The organism is Campylobacter sp. RM10537 (genome assembly GCF_022369435.1).
Taxonomy (GTDB): domain Bacteria; phylum Campylobacterota; class Campylobacteria; order Campylobacterales; family Campylobacteraceae; genus Campylobacter_D; species Campylobacter_D molothri.
On record NZ_CP059597.1, the window covers coordinates 904,754 to 923,913 of the forward strand.

General features: G+C 28.5%; 20 protein-coding genes. 1 reads left to right on the forward strand and 19 read right to left on the reverse strand.

Annotated features, from left to right (window positions below):
- Positions 1–90: 90 nt before the first annotated feature.
- The 19 genes from CMOL_RS04535 to CMOL_RS04625 all read right to left on the reverse strand — a co-directional run bounded on the left by CMOL_RS04535 (position 91) and on the right by CMOL_RS04625 (position 18,226).
- Positions 91–288: a hypothetical protein gene (locus tag CMOL_RS04535; RefSeq protein ID WP_200280936.1), complete on the reverse strand. Its 198-nt coding sequence runs from the start codon at positions 286–288 to the stop codon at positions 91–93.
- Positions 285–965: a F0F1 ATP synthase subunit A gene (locus CMOL_RS04540; RefSeq protein WP_239819892.1), complete on the reverse strand. Its 681-nt coding sequence runs from the start codon at positions 963–965 to the stop codon at positions 285–287. The genes CMOL_RS04535 and CMOL_RS04540 overlap by 4 nt, the downstream gene beginning before the upstream one ends.
- 88 nt (positions 966–1,053) lie before the next feature.
- The gene (locus tag CMOL_RS04545; protein WP_239819893.1) at positions 1,054–1,329 is read right to left on the reverse strand and encodes a hypothetical protein; all 276 of its coding nucleotides are present in this window, start codon (positions 1,327–1,329) and stop codon (positions 1,054–1,056) included.
- Positions 1,313–1,696 carry a flagellar export chaperone FliS gene (fliS, locus tag CMOL_RS04550; RefSeq protein WP_239819894.1) on the reverse strand — a complete coding sequence of 128 codons (384 nt, stop codon included), beginning with the start codon at positions 1,694–1,696 and terminating at the stop codon, positions 1,313–1,315. Before fliS ends, CMOL_RS04545 begins: the two co-directional genes overlap by 17 nt.
- A gap of 11 nt (positions 1,697–1,707) precedes the next feature.
- Complete coding sequence (fliD, locus tag CMOL_RS04555) at positions 1,708–3,726, reverse strand: flagellar filament capping protein FliD (protein ID WP_239819895.1); 2,019 nt, start codon at positions 3,724–3,726, stop codon at positions 1,708–1,710.
- 2 nt (positions 3,727–3,728) lie between these two features.
- Entirely contained in the window at positions 3,729–4,091 is a 363-nt protein-coding gene (locus tag CMOL_RS04560) for a FlaG family protein (protein WP_200280921.1), read from the reverse strand.
- Positions 4,092–4,243: 152 nt separating this feature from the next.
- The gene (locus tag CMOL_RS04565) at positions 4,244–6,049 is read right to left on the reverse strand and encodes a menaquinone biosynthesis decarboxylase (RefSeq protein WP_239819896.1); all 1,806 of its coding nucleotides are present in this window, start codon (positions 6,047–6,049) and stop codon (positions 4,244–4,246) included.
- Positions 6,046–6,972: a hydroxymethylbilane synthase gene (gene hemC / locus CMOL_RS04570; protein ID WP_239819897.1), complete on the reverse strand. Its 927-nt coding sequence runs from the start codon at positions 6,970–6,972 to the stop codon at positions 6,046–6,048. Before hemC ends, CMOL_RS04565 begins: the two co-directional genes overlap by 4 nt.
- Positions 6,969–7,352 carry an integral memnbrane protein gene (locus tag CMOL_RS04575; protein WP_239819898.1) on the reverse strand — a complete coding sequence of 128 codons (384 nt, stop codon included), beginning with the start codon at positions 7,350–7,352 and terminating at the stop codon, positions 6,969–6,971. Before CMOL_RS04575 ends, hemC begins: the two co-directional genes overlap by 4 nt.
- Positions 7,349–9,058 (reverse strand): proline--tRNA ligase, encoded by a 1,710-nt coding sequence (locus CMOL_RS04580; protein WP_239819899.1) that lies wholly within the window; start codon positions 9,056–9,058, stop codon positions 7,349–7,351. The genes CMOL_RS04575 and CMOL_RS04580 overlap by 4 nt, the downstream gene beginning before the upstream one ends.
- Positions 9,045–10,340, reverse strand: coding sequence for a glutamyl-tRNA reductase (gene hemA / locus CMOL_RS04585; RefSeq protein ID WP_200280905.1), 1,296 nt, complete (start codon positions 10,338–10,340; stop codon positions 9,045–9,047). The genes CMOL_RS04580 and hemA overlap by 14 nt, the downstream gene beginning before the upstream one ends.
- Complete coding sequence (locus tag CMOL_RS04590) at positions 10,340–11,233, reverse strand: polyprenyl synthetase family protein (RefSeq protein ID WP_239819900.1); 894 nt, start codon at positions 11,231–11,233, stop codon at positions 10,340–10,342. Before CMOL_RS04590 ends, hemA begins: the two co-directional genes overlap by 1 nt.
- 18 nt (positions 11,234–11,251) lie before the next feature.
- On the reverse strand, positions 11,252–11,782 hold the full coding sequence (locus CMOL_RS04595; RefSeq protein ID WP_239819901.1) for an exporting protein: 531 nt from the start codon (positions 11,780–11,782) through the stop codon (positions 11,252–11,254).
- Positions 11,782–12,045, reverse strand: coding sequence for a DUF2018 family protein (locus CMOL_RS04600; protein WP_200280896.1), 264 nt, complete (start codon positions 12,043–12,045; stop codon positions 11,782–11,784). The genes CMOL_RS04595 and CMOL_RS04600 overlap by 1 nt, the downstream gene beginning before the upstream one ends.
- Before the next feature lie 113 nt (positions 12,046–12,158).
- Positions 12,159–12,713, reverse strand: coding sequence for a 2-oxoglutarate:acceptor oxidoreductase subunit OorC (locus tag CMOL_RS04605; RefSeq protein ID WP_239819902.1), 555 nt, complete (start codon positions 12,711–12,713; stop codon positions 12,159–12,161).
- Positions 12,710–13,555: a 2-oxoglutarate ferredoxin oxidoreductase subunit beta gene (locus tag CMOL_RS04610; RefSeq protein ID WP_200280890.1), complete on the reverse strand. Its 846-nt coding sequence runs from the start codon at positions 13,553–13,555 to the stop codon at positions 12,710–12,712. The genes CMOL_RS04605 and CMOL_RS04610 overlap by 4 nt, the downstream gene beginning before the upstream one ends.
- 1 nt (position 13,556) lies before the next feature.
- Positions 13,557–14,681 (reverse strand): 2-oxoglutarate synthase subunit alpha, encoded by a 1,125-nt coding sequence (locus tag CMOL_RS04615; RefSeq protein ID WP_239819903.1) that lies wholly within the window; start codon positions 14,679–14,681, stop codon positions 13,557–13,559.
- A gap of 9 nt (positions 14,682–14,690) precedes the next feature.
- Positions 14,691–15,002, reverse strand: coding sequence for a 4Fe-4S binding protein (locus CMOL_RS04620; RefSeq protein WP_239819904.1), 312 nt, complete (start codon positions 15,000–15,002; stop codon positions 14,691–14,693).
- Between the two features lie 677 nt (positions 15,003–15,679).
- Positions 15,680–18,226 (reverse strand): YhdP family protein, encoded by a 2,547-nt coding sequence (locus tag CMOL_RS04625; RefSeq protein ID WP_239819905.1) that lies wholly within the window; start codon positions 18,224–18,226, stop codon positions 15,680–15,682.
- On the opposite strand from CMOL_RS04625, the gene mltG reads away from it, so the two are divergent.
- Positions 18,141–19,142, forward strand: a complete 1,002-nt coding sequence (gene mltG, locus CMOL_RS04630; RefSeq protein ID WP_239819906.1) for an endolytic transglycosylase MltG — start codon at positions 18,141–18,143, stop codon at positions 19,140–19,142. The two genes, CMOL_RS04625 and mltG, sit on opposite strands and share 86 nt — an antisense overlap.
- Positions 19,143–19,160 lie beyond the last annotated feature (18 nt).

The window sequence follows — 19,160 nt, forward strand, 5'->3', positions numbered from 1 at the left end:
ATACTTAAATTGTCTTTAGCATTATTTTAACATTATTTTCTTTCAAAATGACTTTAAAAAATAAAAAGTAATTATTAATTATTAAAAAAATTAATGAGAAATATTATTTAACTTATTTTTAAGTTGATAGTTTTCTATCAGTAAAATAAAAATTAAAGTTAAAAGAAAACCTGGAGTCAATCCTAAACACAAATATATATAAGAATTAAATTTAAAAAACATCAAAAGTGCACCAAAAAGCATTAAAGCCAAAGATGCACCTTTGAAAAATTCCAAAATATAAATCAATGACCTTCCTCTATCTTAACAGCACCTGCTAGATATACATAAGTTAAAATCATAAAAATAAAAGCTTGCAAAAAAGCCATAAAAGTTAAAAGTACGTAAGCAGGAAGTGGCGCTACATAAGGGACAAGAGCCAAAATAACCATTAAAAATAAATCATCTCCTTTAATATTGCCAAAAAGACGAAACGATAAAGAAATAACGCGAGAAAAATGAGAAACAATTTCAATTGGAAACATTAAAGGTGCTAAAAATTTAATAGGTCCCATAAAATGAGAAAAATATCTCACCACGCCTTGGGTTCTTATTCCTTCAAAATGATAATAAACAAAGACAATAATTGCCAAAGATAAAGTTAAATTTAAACTTGCTGTTGGAGAGTGAAAACCAGGAATAATACCTATAACATTGCTAAAAAATATAATAATACCTAAAGTAGCTACCAAAGGAAGATATTTTCTAGCATTTTTTTCATCTCCTAAGGTATCACGCCCCATGGAAAGAACACCCTCTAAAAAAGCTTCGCCTAAATTTTGCAAACCACGAGGTATAAATTGCATAGAACTTGTAACTTTATAAGCAATAATTACCGCGATAAAAGCCACTAAGCCCAAATGAAAAAAATAAGAAAAAGTATGACTTGAATCAAATAAAGAACTGAATAAAAATAAATCTTTCATAATTTCCTCAGAATTTTTTATAAAAGCTTATTCTAGCACTGCCTTGCTTATAATTTAATGAAAATATTTTTTTATTTAATCATCAAAATTAAACTTTAAAATATTTTAAAGCTTTTTGAAATTTTTGAATATCATGAGCTTTGTTGTCTTTTTTTATTATAATTAAATTTATAGCCTCTTGCAATAGAGCCTGAATTTGATTTAAGGTAAGATTTATATTTTTTCTAAGCTCGTCATCATTTTTAGATTCTTGGGCTATATTGACCGCAAAGTCTTTTAGATTTAAATCATCCAAAAGACTATCTAAATTTTCTATATTTTCTTGTATTAAAGCGAGTTTAAAATCATCAAGCCATTTCTTCATTACTATGCACATCTCTCCAAGCTTCCAATAAACCCTTAGTTACATTAATAACCTCATCAATTCTTGCTTCATTATTTTCTAAATTTGCCAAAGATAGAAGTTGAATTTCTCTAGTATAAAGGCCACTTAAATAATGTGCCACTTCTCCACCTTTTTCATAATCTAAAGTATTGATTAATTCTATAAAAATAGCTGTAGTTCTTTTAACAAAATAAACTCTTTGCTCTATATCTTCATTTCTAATAGCTACTTTAGCTCTAGCACAAAAACGCAAAATGCCCTCATAGAGCATTTCGATCAATTTTTGAGAAGATTCTATCCCTACTTGATTTTGGGAATAAGCATTATAAGCCAAACTATTTTGCATCGATATTTTCCTTAATTATTTGAATTATTTGCAGCATTAATCATATTTGTAACTGTGGTCAACTGCTGATTAAGTTTATTTAAAATACTTTCATATTGTAACCACTGATTTGCCATTGTATCATATCTTGCATCGATCATATCTTGAGCTGATTTTTTTGATTCATTTAAAGATTTAGTATCATTAGTTAAACTCTCATCATATTTAGTTAATGAACCATTTGTTCCTGTCATCCCTTGAAGTGTTGATTTAAGTTGAGCAAAGATACCTTTACCTTCTATAGGTTTTGCAGCTATAGTGGTTTCGCTTAAACCAAATAATTTTAATTTTTCAGCATCTCCTTTAATCGAAAAATCAGAACTTCCATCGCCACTAAATTTAAGTTTAAAACCTTTTTCGTTATTTTTATTATATTCTTCAACTTTAACCTTTAAACCATCTATACCAAGACTATTGATATGAGTAGCCAAATTTTTAAGCATTTCTTCTTCGGTTGAGCCAGTAAGTACAAAATTTTCACCACTAGTAGTCTTTGATATATCATAGGTTTGACCATTATAAACTATCTTAAAGTCACCTGGTTTAAATTCGATCCCTTTATGTTTGTCATCTTCGCTTCTTGTTTTAACACTATCACCAGTTTCTTCTTTAGGAGTTAAATAATCTTTTAAACTATTTTCTTTAATCAAGTCTCCAGTATGAGAAATATCTTGATATTGAGTGATACCTGCAAAAAAACTTTCTGCAAAATCAGGATTTTCTTTTACCTTGCTTTCAAATTTAGAAGAATCAAAACTTAAAGTCCCAGCATCATTTAAAGTTAAACCAAAATCTTGCATAGAAAGCATAACTGTAGCATTAACTTTGTTGCCATTATCATCGATTACAGTTCCACTAACCGATTGAGAATCAAACAAAGCAGAAAGTATGCTAGAGCGTATAGAATTTACTTCAGTTACACCTTGTAAAGTTCCTTTGGTTCCTGTTTCAGAATTATAATCAGTAGCGGCATTAAGATTGGTTACTAAGTCATTATAAGCATCTACTAATTCTTGCATAGCCTTGGTTACAGCTTCATTATCTTGCTGAACATCAAAATCAATTTCTCCAGTTTTATTTAAGGTTAAAGTAAGTCCAACGCCAAGATCTGTCACAGTATTGCTTTGGCGTATCATCTTAACCCCATCAAGTGTAAATTCAGCATTTTGAGCTTTTTGTATATGTAAAGGATTTTCTTCATTATCTTTTATTCCATAACCTTTAAAAGTTTCTGAATCAAGAGTAAGAATATAATCACCATCGACACTTCCTTCTCTTCCTGCAGTATCTGATAAAGGTTTATCTAATTCCCAACCAAGATTTGAAAAAAGCTTTGAAGCATTTTTATCAACTACATATCTTCCTTTATCATCTTTATATCCATCAAAAAACCCAATAGCATTATCTTCTCCGGTTTCCTTACTGGTTAAAGTTAAGCGATAAGGAGCATCTTTTTCACCTGTATTTACAATCTTTGCAACGATCTCACCACCTGTAGCCTCATTAATTTTATCAGCTAAATCTCTATAGGTTGTGTTTTTATCATAGGTAACAGTATATTGCTTTCCATTTTGAATAAGTGTAAAAGAAGCACTTCCTTCTAAACTAGAATCAACATAACCACCATCATTTGCCAAACCTTTGCTTTGATAAACATCTTTTTGAGCAAGTTGCTTAACATTTATTTTCATGCTTTGTAAAGATACCCCGCTGCTAGCTGTTAGGCTTGCTGGAGGATTAGTGGTAACACTAGCACTTACTTTTCTTTTTGCAAAAGCTGTTGCATCTGCTAAAGAAGAAACTGCTGTTTGAAATGTAAGTAATTTTGTTTTTATTTCAGTTAAATCTTTTTGTTTAGTTGAATTTTCTTCTATTTTTTTTGTATAAGGATCTACTCTAGCTTTTTCTTCTGCTTGTTTTAATTTATCTAAAGTATCTTGAGTTAAAACTCCAGATCCAAAACCCAAACTTGATAAACTACCAAATGCCATTTTTAACTCTCCTTATCAAAAATCATACCGATTACATCTTTAAAATATTCTGCCAATCTCATAGCCTCTTCACTAGGAATTTTACGAATCTCTCTTCCTGTGCTTTTTTCAGTTACGCTAATGTACATTGAACCTGTTTTATCGCTATATCCAAAACGAACATTCGTATCTAAAGAATCCATTTGTTCGTTTAATTTTTTCGTAATATCTGCTAATTTAGCATCCAAATTTTGCTGATTATCATCGCCTCCTTGGCTTTGTTTTTCAGCGTGAATATCTGAACTAGCTTTTTGCACCTTATCTGCTCTTTGACTCATATTAGTCAAAACCATATCCATTTTTTCATTTGCCTTCGAAATTTCCATTTTAAAATCCTTTTTAAAATTTCCTCTATTGCTAGTTAAACTCTACATCGGCAAAAAAATAATTTTATGAATACTTTTTTAATAAAAATTTTAAAATTTTTATATATTTTGATATAAGCAAAAAGCGTGCCAAAATAAAAAATTATTTTTATCTAACCCATAATTTCAAATTTTTTAAATAATTCAGGATCATTGTCTAAAATATTACGCAAAATTAGATCTTTTATAACATTTTCGTTACAATCGGTTTGCTTAGGCCAAGCTCTTATATAATCCTCAGTTTCATCTTTAGCACTTGCATCAATAGCCAATCTATCTTCTTGTATGAATAAATCTCTTTTTGCATCAATATTATTTACAACACGCCAAACAAGCATATATGGATTTTCTAATTTATTGTTTGTATCTAAAAAAACTAAAATTCTAAAATATTTTTTAAATTTCAATAATCTTTTAAAAACTTGAGAATTTTTTTCTTTTTTATCAAGCAAAATACAGACTATGGGACTTTTACATTCTTTATAAAATTGTTTTAAAGAAATAAGTTTTACTTCAGAATTGAAAAGCTCAAATAATTTTTCATCTTCTAAAATTTCAAGCTCTTCTATCTCATTTTTATCACAAGCATCAAGTCCTGCTTTGCCACCAAAACAAGAATTAGGAGAAGCATGATCAAGTTGATCACAAATTCCTTCGCTTATAAGTAATTTTTGTACACAAAAACGATTAAGAATATAAGGAATTAATGCATCATAATCATCCAACTTAGGTGCATCCTTATCAACAAAAATCGCATGTTTAACAAAACTCATTTGCCCTACTCCCCAAAAAGCATGCATAATTTGTTGTGCATGTGCGGGATATTTTGTATCAATTTTAGCTAAAATTAGATTATGAAAAACTCCATTTTCTGGCATTTTATAATCAATCAAATCAGGAACAGAAGTTTGCAAAAGAGGCAAGAAAATACGCTCAGTTCCAAGCCCCATAATTCTATCTTCTAAAGGAGGCTTTCCTACAACAGTTGCTTGATAAATAGCATCTTTTTTAGCATAAATTTTTTCAACTTTCATAACAGGAAAAAGCTCTGCTGGAGTATAAAAACCCGTATGATCTCCAAAAGGTCCTTCTATTTTAAATTCTTCTAAGTCCACATAACCTTCTATAACAATATCACTATCAAAAGGGACAAAGACTCCATTTTCACAAGGTGTTAATTTAGAAGGAGTTTTTTTAATAAAACCATAAAGCAAAAGCTCAAAAATTCCTTTTGGTAATGGAGCTTGAGAACACCAAATATAAAGTGGATCTCCGCCAATAGCTATACTAACAGGCATTTTTTTAAAACCTGCTTTTTTATACTCATGATAAAAATTTGCCCCATCTTTATGGATTTGCCAGTGCATTAAAAGTTCATTTTCTCCGCTAACTTGCAAACGATACATTCCAAGATTATTTTGAGTTTTATCTAAATTATGAGTATAAACTTGCCCCATTGTTATAAATTTACCAGCATCATCTTCCCAAGTTTTAAGTATAGGGAGCTCTTTAAGGGAATTTAAAATTTCATAATTATAAAGCGCTTTATTAATGCTCAATCTTTTAGGTGGAACATTTTTTAAACTCAATAAATTCATAAAAAAATCAATTTTAGCTCTAAAATTAGTAGGAATATGAAGTTTGGTTAAATGTGAAATTTCGTTAGCTATCTCATTAAAATCTCTTCCAAAAGCCAAATTTAAAGCTTTTTTATTGCAAAAAGTATTCATTAAAACTGGAAATTTATATTTTTTTTCTAATTTTTTATCAATAGGGTTTTTAAAAAGTAAAGCTTTGCCATTCTCTTCTTTTTTTGCCTCTATATAAGCTAAATGTGCTATTTCAAGATCTACATCCACAGGCTCTTCAATAATCTTTAATAGATTATTTTCCTTTAAGACTTGGATAAAATTTTTCATATCATACCCTCTGCTTTTTTTAGTAACTCTTTAGCACCTTTGTTTATAAATTCTTTAGCCAAAATTTCACCAAATCCTTTAAATTCATTTTTTTTAATTATTCTTTTATCTTTTAAAATTTCACTCCCATCAGGTAAGCCAAGTATAGCACGGATACAAATTATATCTTCATTAAGTTCTGCATTAATTCCTATAGGAACTTGACATCCACCCTCTAAAGTAGCAATAAATTCTCTTTCTATAGTTGTTTCTATTACGGTGTTTTCATCATTTAGGCATTTTAACAAATTTAAAATTTTTACATCTTCAACACTCTCAATACCTAAAGCACCTTGAGAAGCTGCAGGAATGAGTTCATCTTTACTAAATTCATAAATAAAATTAACTTCTTTATCTAATCCTAAACGCTTAATACCCGCCAAAGCAAGGATAATAGCATCAAAATCACCTTTTTTTAATTTCTCTATGCGAGAATTTACATTTCCACGTAAAGAAATAATTTCCAAATCAGGTCTTAACAATAAAAGTTGCATTTTTCGCCTAAGGCTTGTTGTGCCTATTTTTGCACCTTTAGGTAAAGAAAGGAAATTTTCATATTTTTGACTCAACATCGTATCATTACTTTTTTCTCTTTTGCTCACTGCTGCTAAAACTAAGCCCTTTGGAAAAAAACTTGGAACATCTTTTAAACTATGTACTGCTAAATGCGCTTCATTTCTAAGCATACTTTCTTCAAGCTCTTTAGTAAAAAGCCCTTTGCCACCGATCTTAGCCAAGGGAGAATCAAGTAAAATATCTCCTTTTGTTTTAAATCCTTCTAATATAACATCTATATTATGTTTATTTTTTAAAATCTGTGCAATGTGTTCACTTTGCCAAAGGGCTAAAGCACTTTTTCTTGTGGCTATAATTAACTGATTCATTTTTCATCCTCTATAATTTCAACATCAATGATTTCTTCACTAGAATTTCGATTTTGTCTACGAGTATATTTTGTTTTAGTGGCTATTTTTAAAAAAATGCCGAATAAAAAAATTAAAAATCCAATAAAACTTGTTAAAACTCCTGGAAAAACAAGTAAAAATCCAGCAATAACAAAAGAAAATTGCGTCAGCATATTTTTAAAACCTAAAATTTGAAATTCAAGCATATTTTTCCAAAAAATTCCCAAAAGTACAACACCAAATATCATACTTGCCAAAATAAAAATTAAAAAATTTCCAAAACCAAAAAATATAATAAATAATAGACTAAAAATAAATTCTATAACAAATAAAGGACTTAACTTAAGTTTATAACTCATGATATTTTCTTCTTAATAATCTCTATAATATTCTCTATTTTAATAATTTCTTTACTTAAATTTTCTCTTTGTATAAGTTCTATTTCATTGTTTTGCAACCCTTTTCCAATCACTAAAGCATAAGGAAAACCCATTAATTCAAAATCATTCATTTTTACACCAAAACGTTCATTTCTATCATCAAGCAAAACTTCGATTCCTAAATTTTGCAGTTGCTGATAAATTTGATATGCAAATTGACAAGCTTGCTCATCTTTTATATTAGATATAATGATATCAATAACAAAAGGAGCCAAAGTTTGACTCCAAATGCAACCTTTTTCATCATGACTAGCTTCGATAGCAACAGCTACTAAGCGAGAAACTCCAATTCCATAGCAACCCATATAAAATGCCTGAGCTTTTCCATTTTCATCTAAAAAATGTGCATTCATAGCCTTAGAATATTTTTGTCCAAGTTTAAAAATATGTCCTACCTCTATACCTTTGCTTTTTTTTAATTTACCACCGCATTTTAAACAACAATCATTTTCTTTAACTTCCACCAAATCTTTAAAACGATCTTTGTTTAAATTTACAACATCAATTCCTATTAAATGATAATCTTTCTCATTGGCTCCAATAATCATTTGTTTTTCATTTTCAAGCTCTTGATCAAGATAAAAATCTATATTTTTAAGTCCTACAAATCCAATAAAACCAGGGACTAATCCAGCATTAAGCAATTCGCTTTCATCTACATCAATAAGTTCTAAAGCTTTACAAGCATTTTGCGCTTTGACTTCTTGTAAATCATCACATCCACGTATAAAAAATACAACCAGTTTGCTTTCATGTTCATAAATAGCTTTTTTTGCTACTGCTTTAATAGTATAAAATTCATCAATCTTGAAAAAATTAGCCAATTCTTTAATACTTTTAACACTAGGTGTATGAAATTTGCTTGCATAGCTAGCTTCTGGACGATCTTTATCGCAAGTTTTTTTAGCTCTTTTTGCTGCTTCAATATTTGCCGCATAATCACAATTTTCACAAAGTAAGATATCATCTTCTCCATTTTTTGCTAAAACCATAAATTCTTTAGATCCGCTGCCGCCAATTGCTCCACTATCAGCCTCAACGGCTCTAAAATCAAGTCCCATTCTTTTTAAAATATTAGAATAAGTCTCATACATAAGGTTGAATTCTCGTGCTAAATCTTCTTCATTTTGATGAAAACTATAACCATCCTTCATTAAAAATTCTCTACATCTTAAAAGCCCAAAACGTGGACGTGCTTCATCTCTAAATTTCCAACCAATTTGATATAAATGTAAAGGAAGTTGTTTATAACTTGTAATTTTATTTTTAACCAAAGAAAGCATAGCTTCTTCATGGGTTGGCCCTAAAACAAAATCATTTTCTTTTCTATCTTTAAAACGCAAAAGTTCTTTTCCAAAAATATTATAACGTCCACTTTCTTGCCATAAACTAGCCGGAGTAACAAAACTAAGATTCACTTCTTGCGCACCAACTTTATCCATCTCTTCTTTAACTATGGTACGAATTTTATCTAAAACTCTTTTTCCTAAAGGCAAAAAGTTATAAAGTCCACTACCAATTTGCTCTACAAAACCAGAACGAACTAAGAAAATATGGCTTGGTAAACTTGCATCTTTAGGAGTTTCCCTTGTACTTGGTGCATATAATTGACTAAATTTCATCATTATTCTCCATGTTAAAATCACATTTGTATTGATTTAAGCCCTCAAGATTATTTTTCAAATCAAAAACATATCTCATAGCATTAATAACTGTATCGCTTTGAATTTTTCCTTGAAGATGTTTTAAATTTATAGTTGGATTGTGCAAAAAAGCTTTAAAAGTTTGATGAATTAGTTTTCGTGCTTCGTTTTTATCAGAATGCTTTAAATAGCCTTTTTTTACAGCAATATCAAGTTGTTCATTTGCACATTCTTTAGCCTTAAGACGTATAGCTTTAATAATTGGATTTAAAGCTAAATCATTTAAATATCTAAAAAAATCCGATGTTTCTTGTCCTATAATTCCATAAGCCATACGTGCTTCATTTTCTCTTAAAGCTAAATTTTTTTGAACAACAGCTTGAAGATCGTCCACTGCGAAAACAAAAATTTTATCATTCTCTTTAATATCAATATCACGCGGCACTGCAATATCAAAAAAATATCTTTTATGGGAGACTTCTTCAATTAAAGCATTGGTAATAATGGCATGAGTTGCATTAGTAGCTGAAAAAAAGAGTTCGTATTGATTTAAGTACTGTTTTAAATTTTCTAAACTATCGTATTGATGTAGGCCATCTAACTTTTCACAAAGTAATTTAGCCTTTTGTATATCACGATTTAAAATAATAATCTTAGCCCCGTTAGCAATTAAATGCTTGGCTGCAAGTTCAGCCATCTCTCCAGCTCCTATAATCACAGCTTTTTTTTGAGTTAAATCCAAAAGTTCTTTTGCTCTGGCCACAGCAACACTAGCAACTGAAATGGGATTTTTGGAAATTTGAGTTTCTGTACGAACTTTGGCAGCACATTTAAAAGCACAATGCAAAGCTCTTGAAATATGAGTTTTGCAAAATTCATTCTTTAAGGCAAACGAAAAAGCATCTTTAATCTGTCCTGCAATTTGAGTTTCACCAACAACAAGACTATCTAAAGAACTTGCTACTGAAAAAAGATGGTGTATCGCTCCACTATCCTCAAATATATCAGCTTTTTTAAATAATTCATCCTGGTCAACATCACACAATAAAGCTAAGGTTTTAATAATATATTCCGAACAAGCATTTTTAACAAAAGCAATAATCTCTACACGATTACAGGTACTAATTATCAAGCTTTCCTCAATGCTTTCATGTGTATTTATAATACGTAAAAATTCATACTTTTTTGCTTCATCTGTAAAACTTAACTTTTCTCTTAAGGCAAGATCGGTATTTTTATGAGTAAAAGAAACGCAATAATACATTAAAAATTCCTATCTATCATTGCTTTTACAATATCTTTTAATTTTTGATTAGAATATTCCTCTATAGCATCAATTGCCTTTTTAGCATATTCTTTAGCTTCTAAGATAGATTTTTCCAAAATAGATTTTTCTTTAAATTGAGTATTTATCCATATTTTTTCTTGTTCGTTTAAATCTTTTTGAAACATTGTTTTTAATTGATTTTTTCCTTTTTGATCTAAACTTTCAAAAAGATATATATAAGGCAGAGTAACCTTTCCTTCTTTAAAATCTGCCATAGAAGGCTTACCTAATGTTTTTTCATCACCTTTGATATCTAAAATATCATCGACCATTTGAAAAGCAAGTCCTAAATTTTTTCCATATTCTCCAAAAGATTTTTCATCTAAGCCAGCCAAAATAGCTCCACATTTTGCACTTGCTTCAATTAAAACTGCTGTTTTATTATAGATCATGGTTAAATATTTATCTTTATCGGTATTAAAATCTTGACTTAAATTAACATCCATAAGCTCACCTATAGAAAGCTTTACAACTGCATCAGAAATTATGCTTGCAAATTGAGTATTTATTTGGCTTAACTCATAAAAAGCCTTAGAATATAAAATATCTCCTAGCATTAAAGCATTTTTTGTCCCAAATTCTGAATTTATAGATTTTGCTCCTCTTCTTAACTTACTCTCATCAATAATATCATCATGTAATAAACTAGCCAAATGTATAAGCTCAATAACTGCACAAATTATTAAAGCTTCTTTGCTTTCTCCTGAAATAGCTAAAAGCAATTTAGAACGCAATTTCTTCCCTGATTTAACATGCAAAAGCATTTCTAATATGGGTGCGTAATTTAGCTCTTTTAAGAATTTTTGTATTAAATCGTCTATTGCCTGCACATTTAATTCCTTGTTTTACTATTTATCCCAGCTTGTCAATGGTTTAACTTGCGGTTGATTAAAATTAATCATAGGGACAACTTGATTATTTTGCGGTGGATTTGAAAGCGGTGTTTTTCTTGGATCTAAAAATTCCACCATCACACGAGACTCCTTATCTTCAATATAAACTGTAAAAGTTGCTAAACCTTTATTATAGCCACTAAATTCTAAAATAAGCCTTGCTCTATCTATATGTGGATTTGTATAATCAGGAATCAAAGTTTGCGTAACCCAATCCAAATTTCTTCTTAAACTCATCACAAATTGTCTTGGATATTTGCGAAATTTAGATTGAACAATAATATTTGTATTATCAAACAAAGTCCAATAAAAATCAAAATTTTGAACCTTATCTTCATAACCGATTTCTTTAATTTGAATACTTGCTCTTTGATCTTTTTTAAGAACAAACTTATAAGTATATTCAAAGACAGGAGCTGCATTTAAATGATTTTTAAATACTAAAACAAGCAATAAAATAAAAAATAATTTCAATGATTTTTGCATTAGCCCTCATGTCCTAAAATTTGGGCTCCCAAATCTATATAAATATCATTTAATCTTTGCTCAATTAAATCTCCATTTTCAAGTATAAAATTTTTAACATCTATTTCATTTAAACCCTGTTTTTCTAAAAGTTCAATCATGCTTATATATTCGGCAAAAAAAATCTCAAATACTTTTTCTAAGGCTCCTAAATTACCATTTTGTATAATTTCTAAAAATTTTTCTTTAGGAGTTTTATTAAACATTTCATCAAAGATATCCATTATTTTCCTTGAAAATAGTAAGTTTTTGATTATAAAATTTTAATCGTTAAAAGTAGCTAAATTATAAAATCTTTAAGTTATTAAATTTGGGGCAATCCCCAAAAAAATTATTGTTAAATAGATTTGCTCTCTTTAGCGTATTTAAGTCCTAAATTAAAAGCTTTAGAATTTGCATCACGAGTTTTTGGTGGAACCATATGAAGCATTGTTTCTTTTAAAACATCTAAATCAATGCATTTGCTCATATAAGCGGCAATAGCTAAAGCCACAACAGATTGAGTTGCAACATTACCTACCTCATCCTTAGCTATAGTAATAATTGGAATTTCAAAAATTTGCCATCTTTTATAATCTTCATTTTCAGGATGCACTAAATTAGGTTCTACAACAATAATTCCACCTTCTTTTACACCTCCGCGAAAGCCCTTATATCCTTTATCAGCAGTTGAAAGCATAAAATCAACCTCTCCCTCCACGGCATAAGGAAAAAGAATTTCTTTATCATCTATAATAATATCTACTTTTGTAGGTCCGCCTCTTACTTGAGAAGTGTAAGTAGATGCTTTAAAAGCTTGACGTCCTTCTTTGATTGCAGCTTCAGCTAAAATCTCTCCTGCAGTGATGACTCCTTGTCCACCTTCTCCACCGAATCTTAATTGATATTTCATTTTAAAGCTCCCAAATCAACCATTCTTTTTTCCTTAGCTGCACGACGCACTTCTTCATAGGCTTGACAATATTCTGGCTGAGAATTATCTTCATATAAAATTCCAGTTGGAAATTTATCTTTTCTTTCTTCAAAATCCATACTTTCAAATTTAGCTTTTTCTACAACACGACTTTTAATCCAATCAAGCATTGCAGTTGCTTCTCCCATTTTATTTTTTCTTCCTAGATTGATATGACAATTTGAAAAAACATCCACAAAGCTATAACCTTTGTGTGATAAAGCTTTATAAATTAAATTTTCAAGCTTATTTGCCTCTATCACATTTCCTCTTGCAACAAAAGAAGCTCCTGCAGCTTTCGTTAACTCGCAAGCATCAAAATTTGGATCAATATTTCCAAATTGTGCCGTTACAGTATAAAAACCTTTAGGAGTTGTTGGAGAAGTTTGTGAATTTGTAAGACCATAAATAAAATTATTAATTACTATATGAGTTAGATCTATATTCCTACGACAGCCATGTATAGTATGATTTCCACCAATTGCTAAAGTATCGCCATCCCCGCTAACCACAATTACATGTTTCGTTGGATTTGCTAATTTTATTCCTGTTGCATAAGCGATAGCTCTACCATGTGTAGTATGCACAGTATTACAATTAACATAAGAACTCATTCTACCGCTACAACCAATTCCTGAAACAAGACATACATCATCCATATTCCAACCAAGTTTTTCAATCGCACGAATAATACATTTTAAAACAACACCATCTCCACAGCCCCAGCACCATTGAGTTGGAAGCTTATCGGTTCTTAAATATTCATCATAATTAAATGCCATTTTATATATTCTCCTTCACTTTAGCAATAATTTCACTAGGGGTGATAGGACGACCATTTGCACGATGCAAGCTAATAAAATCACGACGTGAACTCACCCTTTCAATCTCTTCAAGATATTGACCCATATTTAATTCTGTTACCATAACTTTTTCAAATTGACTCACTACTTTAGCTATTTTTTTCTCCGCTACAGGATAAAGAGTAATAGGACGGAAAAGACCTGCTTTAATTCCATCTTCTCTAAGTCTTTGAATAGCTTCTTTTACCGATCGACTTACGCTTCCATAAGCTATAATTAAAAATTCAGCATCATCAAGCATGTATTCTTCATAAGTACAAATATCTTCACGATTATTATTAATTTTACCTATAAGTCTTTCTATATTTTTTTTCACTATAGCACCATCTTCTGTTGGAAAACCAATATCACCATGATGAAGTCCCGTTACATGATAGCGATAACCTGTAAAAAAAGGATTGAGAGTTGCAGCTTCATTTTCGCCAGCTGCATAAGGCTTATAATCTTTTTTATCGCCTTCAAATTTTTTTCGATTATAAATTTTAATATCTTTTAAATCAGGCAGCACCGCTTTACCATTCATATGACCTACAGTTTCATCCATAAGCAAAAATACTGGTGTCATATATTTTTCAGCTAAATTAAAAGCTCTAATAGTTTCCAAATAAGCTTCTTCAAGCGAAGCGGGTGCAATAGCTATACTCGCAAAATCTCCATGAGTTGGAGCTTTTGCCTGAAATAAATCCCCTTGTGCTACACGAGTTGGCAAACCTGTTGAAGGACCTCCACGCATAACATTAACTATAACTAATGGAATTTCAGCTATAAATGCGAGTCCAATTTGCTCTGCTTTTAAAGAAATTCCTGGACCACTACTTGCTGTCATAGCCTTTACTCCACTCATTGCTGCACCAATAGCAACACTTATCCCTGAAATTTCATCTTCCATTTGTATAAAAGTTCCATCATTAGCTGGAAGCAAATGACTTAATTCATGAGCAATTTCACTACTTGGTGTAATAGGATATCCTCCAAAAAATTTACAACCACAATCGATGGCAGCCTGTGCAATTAAAACATTACCTGTTGCTATAACTTCTCTCATTGTTTTTTCCTAAGCTAGTTTTTTATATTGATTATTTCTAACAGCCAAAGCTCTATCTTTAGCTTCTGATGTAAGTTTGGCAAATTTAAATTCATCTCTCTTAGCCACCATAATAGCAAAATCAGGACAATGCGTTTCACATTCAGTACAACCTATGCAAGATTCTGGATGAACCACCTCTATCATTTGTCCTAAAACAGCATGCACATCATCACGCATAGCTAAAACACCTGCTGGACAATAACTTACACAAATATTACAAGCTTTACATCGATGCTCATCTACCCATACTGGAGTATCTTTTGGAGCTTTTAAACTCATTATTTCTTTCCTTATTTTTTAATTCTTGATTTATTATATCTAAAATAATTCAAACTCAACTAAGAAATTTCTAAAATCATTTTTAATTTTTTCCCTATAAACAATATTAAATCAAAAATAATTCTGGTTTTTATTTTTTCCAAACATCTAATTAATATTTATAATTTCAAATACGCTATCTAAGATCGAATTCTACAATCATTCAAAGATTTTATTAATTTCAAATTTAAGTTCAAACTCAAATATTAATTTTTTCTTTTAAATTTAATTACTCGCCTATTTTTATTCTTGTATTTAAATTATGCATTATCTAAATAAATTCTACGATAATAGCATTCTTACTAGAAAAAAGAATTATTTTAATAATTCTTTTTTATTTTATCCCTCTTAATTAAATAAGCATACCAACAAACGACCATACTTTAGAATGGCTTCAACTCTTTTATTCTTGGCTAAAAGTATAAGCTAATTTATATAATTACATATGATAATTTTATTTTATCTTCATTACTAATTTTGTATTGTATATATTTTTAATTAATTTTTATTTTTTGAGTAATTTTGTAACATATAGCTTTTATTTTAGTTTGCTTAATAAACTCAATAATCTTAAATGAAATATTTATAAAAATGCATAGAATGGCAAGAGAGTTTATTTTAAGTTAAAATAAACTCTCTCAATCAAATAAATTTTTAGGCAATTGTATGATATTTTTAATTAAGTTAAACGGAGTTTTTAAAGTATCAGTTAAAATTTGAGTATGAAAATTCGGATTATCGATTTTTCCATCTACTTTGATATTTGTACTTATTTCTTGATTTTTCCCCAAAATGACATAATTTAAAATTGGGACTTTTGAAATGGTTTCAGAGGCTGATTTTAAAGTTTTTAACTCTAAATTTAAATCTATAGTATCAAGACGCAAATTAGCACTGCCCAATCCATAAATATCAACACTATCTCCATTTAAATTAATAGCACTAAAACTTAATAAATCTTTTTTTCGATTAAAAATAACTTTTCCATTTTGAAATTTTAAACCTTTTTGATTAAAAGTTGGAGTTTTAAACATCAATAAACTAGGAACTGTATCTATAAATGAAATCAATTGATTAACACCTTTTAAATCTTTTACAAAAGTATTTTTAAAATCAAATTCTCCATCAAAATACTCAAGACCACTTCCAACAATACTTAGATTAAAAATTCCATCTTGCACAGCCTGCTTTTGTAAAAATTCATTTAAATATTGATCATTTATATTTTTAACAAAAAATTTTAAATCATCTGGGCTATAGTAAAAATTTAAATTTGTATTTCCTCTTGAACCTTGAACATTTAAGATATTCTTATCTAAATTTATCTCCAATTTATCAAAAGCTAAAGTTTTATTCATATCAGCTAATATCAAAGCACAATTGGCTCCGCCAAAAATAATATTTTGTTTATTTGTACTGATATCAAAACTATTTGGAGAATTTTTTTGTTTTTTATAAATATAAGTTAAATTTTTTACTTGTATTTCTTTTTTAAGTGAAGATATTGTAGCACTTATAAGATCGCTTTGTGTATTAATATATATAATATCATTTTTTCTTACAATACTAAAACTATCTTTATTGTAAGGTGTTTGGTTGTTGATAAATAAATTATGGTTAAAACTAACATCTTGCGCTTGCAAATCAAAATCTTTAAAATCTAAACTTTTAAAATAAACACTTCCAGCTCCATTAAAACCAAAATCTTTAAGAATTTTAGAATAAGAAAATAAAATATTAGGATTATTTAAATTAAATTCTAATCCATTTTTAAAATTAGCTATTAAATTCCATTCTGGTATAGTTAATAAATCTTGATTTAAATCTAAATTAAGAGTAATATTTTGATTTTCAATATCCAATAAATCATCATCGAAATGCAATTTATAAAGTTGGGTATTAAAAATTCCTTGTTTTTCTTTTAAATTAATTTTAGCATTTATATTAGCTTTTAAATATCGATTTTCTATATCAGCATTTTCTATACTTAAATTATCTTGAGTTAATCTAATCAATCCCTTGGAAATATTCATATCAGCCAAAGATATATTAGCACTATTTAAATAAAATATTCCATTATGAAGAAATTGCCCTTTCTCGTGAAAATCAATTTTAAGTTCCAAATCTGCCTTAATGGTTCCGCTTTTTTGATAAAAAGGCAAGTTAAGATGATAATTTTGCAAAGCTTTTTCAAGCTTTTCATCTAATTTCAAATTATCTGATTTTATTCGCAAATAAATTCCAGCTTTTTCTTCGTTGAAAATATCATATAAATAAACTTTACTTTGACTTAAATCTGCTCCATCATAAGAAGCCTTATTAAATTGCAAATCCAACTTTTGCTGACTTAAATTTAAATCAACTCTTGGAATTTCAATAGCATCCATATTATTTTCTAAACGAACTTTGACTTTATCAATATATCCTGAAGCACTTATATTATCAAAATAATAATTATTTTGTTTAAAATCTATAAAACCTTGTAAAAAATCTAAATGATAAAATTCTCCAACAACATTTTTAAATATCCACTGATCTAAGGTTTCATTTAAAACAAAATCTCTTCTGATTATAGTTGCTATATTTTGTATATTTATTGCATTAAGATCACTAATTTGATAAAGTAATTTATTATCTTTATAACTTATTGTACTTTTAAAAGTTAAATTATCACTATTTGCATTTAAATTTAAATTATAAAAATTACTTTTTATTTTTATTTCAAAAAAACCGTTTAAATTTAAATTGTATTTTTTTAGCTTTAAAGAATTAATTGTTCCTGATAAATTGCCATTATTTACAGTAAAGGAAGCTTTTAAAAAAAGATCATTACTGTCTATAAAATAATCACCATCTTTAAATAAAATTTTTAATTTTTGATTTTTAAAATATAAATTTCCAATATTTACTTCTTCAACAAAATTATATAAATATTTTAAATTTTTCATCATTTTTAATAAAGTTTTAGAATCAAAATTAGAATTATTTTCTGAAGTATCATTAAAATTTAAAGCAATATTTTTTGCTCGAAAAATAAGTTTTTTATCTAATTTAATATATAATTGCTGAATTTTTAAAAAATCAAATTGGATGCTAGAAATGAATATTCCATTTTTTAATACTAAAAACATAACCGAAAACAACACAAATAATATTACTAATATATATAATATTTTCTTTTTCATACGTAACTTCTTATTGATATTTATCATGGGAATTTGTTATTATTTAATTCAACCCTTAAAAAGCGATTCTGTCATTTTTATACCAAAAGGCTCTATTGCTCAGATTATATCATATCTTAAAGAAAAAAAATATGAAATGAACACTATTGATAAATATATTTTATTTTTTTTAGGGCATCCGCAATCTGGATGGATTGATCTGGGAATGCAAAAATTAAATAGAATAGATTTTTTATACAAATTAACCGTAGCTAAAGCTGCACTTGAAACAATTACATTAATTCCTGGGGAAACAAGTATTGTTTTTTTAGATCAAGTCTCCAAAAAATTAGACCTTAATAAAGAAACACTTTTATCCGAGTTTCAAAAACAATCTCCCTATCCTGAAGGAGTTTTTTTACCAGAAACCTATGAAATTCCAAAAGGAATTTCAGAAAGCTTATTAATACAAAATTTACTTGCTATTTCTGAGAAATCAAATCAAATCACTTCTAAAAAAATTTTTGGAGAATATAATCGTAAAAAATGGCATCAATATATTATAGTAGCCTCAGTGATTCAAAAAGAAGCTGCCAATGAATCAGAAATGCCTATAGTTGCAAGCGTGATTTACAATCGCCTTAAAAAAGGTATGAAGTTACAAATGGATGGAACTTTAAACTATGGTATTTATTCTCATGAAAAAATTACACCTCAAAGAATCCGACAAGATAAAACATTTTATAATACATATAAATTTGAAGGTTTACCAAAAGAAGCAGTTTGTAATGTTTCTTTGGCTGCAATTCGTGCAGCTATTTTTCCAGCAAAAACGGATTATTTATATTTTGTACGCGATAAAAAAACTGGAGTTCATATTTTTACAAACAATTTAAATGATCATAACAAAGCTATTAACTCGCAAAAAAATAGATAAAAATTTAAAGTTGGAACA